The sequence below is a fragment of the Rhodopseudomonas sp. WA056 genome (assembly GCF_010906995.1).
GTDB lineage: Bacteria > Pseudomonadota > Alphaproteobacteria > Rhizobiales > Xanthobacteraceae > Rhodopseudomonas > Rhodopseudomonas palustris_G.
Genome location: NZ_QPFS01000205.1, coordinates 1 through 4,191 on the forward strand (window position 1 = coordinate 1; position 4,191 = coordinate 4,191).

The 4,191-nt window shown below is 67.1% G+C and carries 3 protein-coding genes; 2 read left to right on the forward strand and 1 reads right to left on the reverse strand.

What is annotated here, in order from left to right; all coding sequences use genetic code 11:
- The first annotated feature begins 438 nt into the window (after positions 1 to 438).
- On the forward strand, positions 439 to 1,728 hold the full coding sequence (locus tag DU475_RS23180; RefSeq protein WP_246700406.1) for a tetratricopeptide repeat protein: 1,290 nt from the start codon (positions 439 to 441) through the stop codon (positions 1,726 to 1,728).
- 11 nt (positions 1,729 to 1,739) lie between these two features.
- Complete coding sequence (locus tag DU475_RS23185) at positions 1,740 to 3,446, forward strand: FecR family protein (RefSeq protein ID WP_164633452.1); 1,707 nt, start codon at positions 1,740 to 1,742, stop codon at positions 3,444 to 3,446.
- A 29-nt stretch (positions 3,447 to 3,475) separates the two neighbouring features.
- Here DU475_RS23185 and DU475_RS23190 read toward each other — a convergent pair whose 3' ends face one another.
- Positions 3,476 to 3,880, reverse strand: coding sequence for a hypothetical protein (locus DU475_RS23190; protein WP_164633453.1), 405 nt, complete (start codon positions 3,878 to 3,880; stop codon positions 3,476 to 3,478).
- Between the last annotated feature and the right edge of the window lie 311 nt (positions 3,881 to 4,191).

Genomic DNA, 4,191 nt, shown 5'->3' on the forward strand with positions numbered 1-4,191 from the left:
ACCTGGGGTTGGTGACGTAGTCGAACACGGTTTCGGGCGGCGCGGCGATCACCACTGCATGGCGGATTTCGAACGGCGAGGTGGCGGTCGCGGCGGTGGTGGACATCCGGATTCCTCATCGAGGGTTGCGCGGCGGCCGCGGTTCGGGCGGCACGGTCGGGGCGGGTGAGGCGGGACTATTCATCGCAAGGACGCTCAATTCTTGCGCGAATTGCCGGTTCCGTTCTGTTTCGGGACATTTCTGGCATTTCACGTGGCAAAAAGGCAACGGCGGGGTGCAATTGCGGTGCCTTCGCGGAAAAAAAGATACCGCCGGGCGAACGCCTCCCGCAAAATCCCGACCAATTAGCTCGGCCAACGAGCAAACGGTTTCCAGACCAGATGATTTCGGGGTGCGGCGTGCGATTGAAAGCGACAGGGGCGGGGGCTGTGGCGGCGATGTTGATCGCCGTCTCCGGCGCGTCGGCGCAGGAGGCGAAGCCGACGCCGGCAGCCGTGGTGCAGCAGGGCTACGACGCGCTGTTCAACCAGATGTATCAGCAGCCGGCAAATCTCGATGTCAGCTTCAAGTTCGCCCACGCCGCAGTCGAGCGCGGCGACTACGAGGCGGCGATCGGCGCGCTGGAGCGGATGCTGTTCTTCAATCCGGATCTACCGCGCGTCAAACTCGAACTCGGCGTGCTGTATTTCAAGCTGGCGTCCTACGAGATCGCGCGCGGCTATCTGCTGGACGCGATCAACGGCGGCAACGTGCCGGACGATATCCGCGCCCAGGTGATGGCGTATCTGGCCGAGATCGACCGCCGGATGTCGAAGCACGAATACAGCGTGTTTATGCATGGCGGCATGCGCTACCAGACCAACGCCAATATCGGCCCGAACTCGCTGCAGGTGCGCGCGCTCGGCCAGGATGCCATCCTCGATCCGCGGTTCGGCCGCAAGCCGGATTGGAGCGCGTTCCAGAGCATCACGGCGGCCTACGCCTACAAGCTCAATCTGCGCGGCGACGCGATCGAGACCACCTTCCTCGGCTACAATTCGCGGCAGTTCACCCAGAGCCAGTTCAATCTCGGCCTGCTGGAGGGGACGATCGGACACCGCGTCGGCCTCGGCCAGAACGCCTCGTTCAAATACTACGCGATCGGCGACAAGGTCTGGCTCGGCGACTACAGCTATTTCAGCGCGCTCGGCGGCGGCCTGTCGGCGCGCTCGACGATCGGCGACAACGGCCTGATCGAAGGCTATGTTGAGACCCGGCATCGCAAGTTCAGCGACTCCACCTACTATCCGACCGCCGGCACCCAGACCGGCGACCTGACCACCGCGGCGATCACCACCGACTTCAAGTTCGGCCCGGTGCACTGGACCACGCGCGGCGGCTACGACGTCAACAAGGCGGTCGCCGACTACAACAGCTACAAGCGCTATTCGATCGACATGGCGTTCCCGGTCGAGTTCGTGGTGCCGCTGTTCGGCCAGCCGCATCAATTCGTGGTGGCGCCGACCGTCGGCTACAGCCGCTCGACCTATGACGCGCCGAATTTCATCGTCGATCCGACCCAGGCGCGGCGCGAGGACGAGTATCGCTACGGCGCGATCCTCGATGCGCAGATCGCCGGCAATGTCGGTCTGCGCACCCAGGTGCTGTACACCAAGATCGACTCCAACCTGCCGAACTATCGCACCAACAATCTGTCGGCCTCGATGGGCCCGACGGTGCGTTTCTGAGGAGGCTCGCGATGCGTCTGTCGGGATGGCTGATCGGTGCCGGCGCGTTGATCGCCGCTGGGAATGTGGCGACAACGGTCGTGGCGCAGGAGGTCGGCAAGGCGTCTGCGGTGAACCCTGCGGCCACCGCGAATACGCGGACGATTTCGATCGGCGAGTCGATCACCCACAAGGAGCGGATCAAGACCACCGACAAAGGCTCGGTGCAGATCCTGTTCATCGACAAGACCTCGATGACGGTCGGGCCGAACAGCGATCTGACGATCGACGAATACGTCTATGATCCGAACGCCGGCACCGGCAAGCTCGCCGCCCGGCTCGGCAAGGGCGCGCTGCGCTTCGTCGGCGGCCAGATCAGCCACACCGGCGACGCCGAGATCAAGACCGCTTCGGCCACCATCGGCATTCGCGGCGGCGTGGCGATGATCGGCCCGGGCTTCGTGTTCGCCGGCTACGGCTCCTCGACGGTGACGACGCCCGGCGGCACCGTGACGCTCGGCGCCGGCGAATTCACCCAGACCCCGGGCGGCGGCCAGCCGCCGTCGCCGCCGGCCCCGCCGCCGCCGAACTTCGTGCAGAACCTCATTCGATCGTTCCAGAGCGCTCCGGGGCAAAGCGGCGGCGCCGGGCAGGGCACTGCCTCGCGCGGCAACGTGCAGCGCGCCGAGGCCCGCGCCACCGGCAGCCCGAACGGCTCGGTCGCCGGCTCGCTGACCCCTCTGCCGGCGCCGACGCCGCTGCCGCCGATCAATCAGACTGCCTCGTCGCTGAACCAGACGATCCAGACCTCGACGCAGCAGGCGGCGGTGGAGAAGGCCGAAACCAAGGACTCGTCGCTGTTCGGCTTCGTCGGCGGCCTGATGACGGCTTGGCTCACCTCGGGCAGCGGCTACACATACGGCGGCTCGGTCGGCTCCTATACCGGAACCGCGTCGGTCGGGATCGACAGCGTCCGGCGGCGGGTGCAGGCGAATTTCGACGGCACCGTGTCGCACGATCAGAACGGCCAGTATTTGCCTGGGTCGTTCGAGTATCAGTTCGGTTTCCTCGATCCGAACGAGGATCCGCAGAGCGGATTTTACGATTCCTCCAACTTCGTCGCCGCCCCCGCCATTCGCCGCAACGGCCAGATCGTGTCGACGATCGACAATGCGCCGATCACCAACCAGGACGGCGTGATGGTGGCGATCTCGCGCGACATGGCGCAGCAACTGGTCACGGAATACGGCTTCGGCAACGCGACGCCTTGCGACTGCGACTACACCAAATGGGGGTTCTGGAGCAGCGTCAGCGACCAGGGGCCGTACAAGGATTTCGCTCACGGCTTCTGGGTCGCGGGCCGTCCGACCACCGCCGGCGAGGTGCCGCTGAGCGGGCAGGCGACCTACAAGGGCCACGCGGTCGCGGCGATCCAGAACGCCGGCAGCAGCTACTACGCGGCCGGCAGTTTCAGCAACACCGTGAATTTCGGCGCGCGCACCGGACAGGTCAGCGTCTCCGGCCTCGATGGCACCAACTATGCCGGGCAGGTGTCGTTTGTGCAGGGCTCGACCGGCTTCGTCGGGTCGCTCGCCGGCGACGTCGGCTCGCGCAACATGGCGATGACCGGCGCGTTCTTCCGCGGCGTGTCGAGCCCGGTCGGCGAGATGGGCGGCAATCTGGCGATCAGCGGGCCGGGCTATCTCGGCGCCGGCATTTTCGCCGGCAAGATGCAGTAGGCCCGCGCCCAGGCGTGGCGCGAGGCCGTCTACAGATGCGCGGGCGGGCCGGAGCGGCGGCCGATCGCCGCCGACTTCTGATCGATGCGGCCCAAACTCGGCGGCAGGTAGCGCGCGCTCGAACGGACGCGCTGTCGGGTTGCCGGATCGGTGACTTCGACCGAGACTTCGAGTTCGTCGGCGGACCGCTTGCTGGCCCGCACCGTCACTTCGCGGTTGCCGAGAACGCGGCGGGCGGCTGCGGTCGAGACTGCGGTGCTACGCTCTTGTGACACGGCCGCGCTGGCGGCGAGCGCGGTGACGCCCTGCAGGGCGGCCTCGTCGGCCAGCCGCTGCAGCGGCGGATCGGCCGGGTGGATCAGCGGGATCGCGTAAACGGCGCTGAGCCCCACCGCAATGGCGAGCAAGCATGCCGACGGGGTGGCGATACGCATGCGAGAGCTATTCGGTCCCATCCGGCGCTCCTCCCTCGGCCGGCCGGGCGTGCTCCCGAACCGGCCTGCGATCTGCTAACGTCAGTGTGATGCGCCAGTTCCCTGATCCTCCGGCCGAGCCGCGGCCGGTGTCCAGCCCAAGCCGCTCGGTTGCGGTGCGCGAGGTCGTGCCGTGCGGTTGCTGAGCCGCGCCGTGCATCCGCTGCTCGGTCGCGCCGCCCGTGGCTGGGTGCGGCTGCGGCGGCCGCTGCGCGGCAAGTACGTGCGGGCGGTCCTGGCTGCGCTGGCGACGCTGATCGCTCTGACGGCGC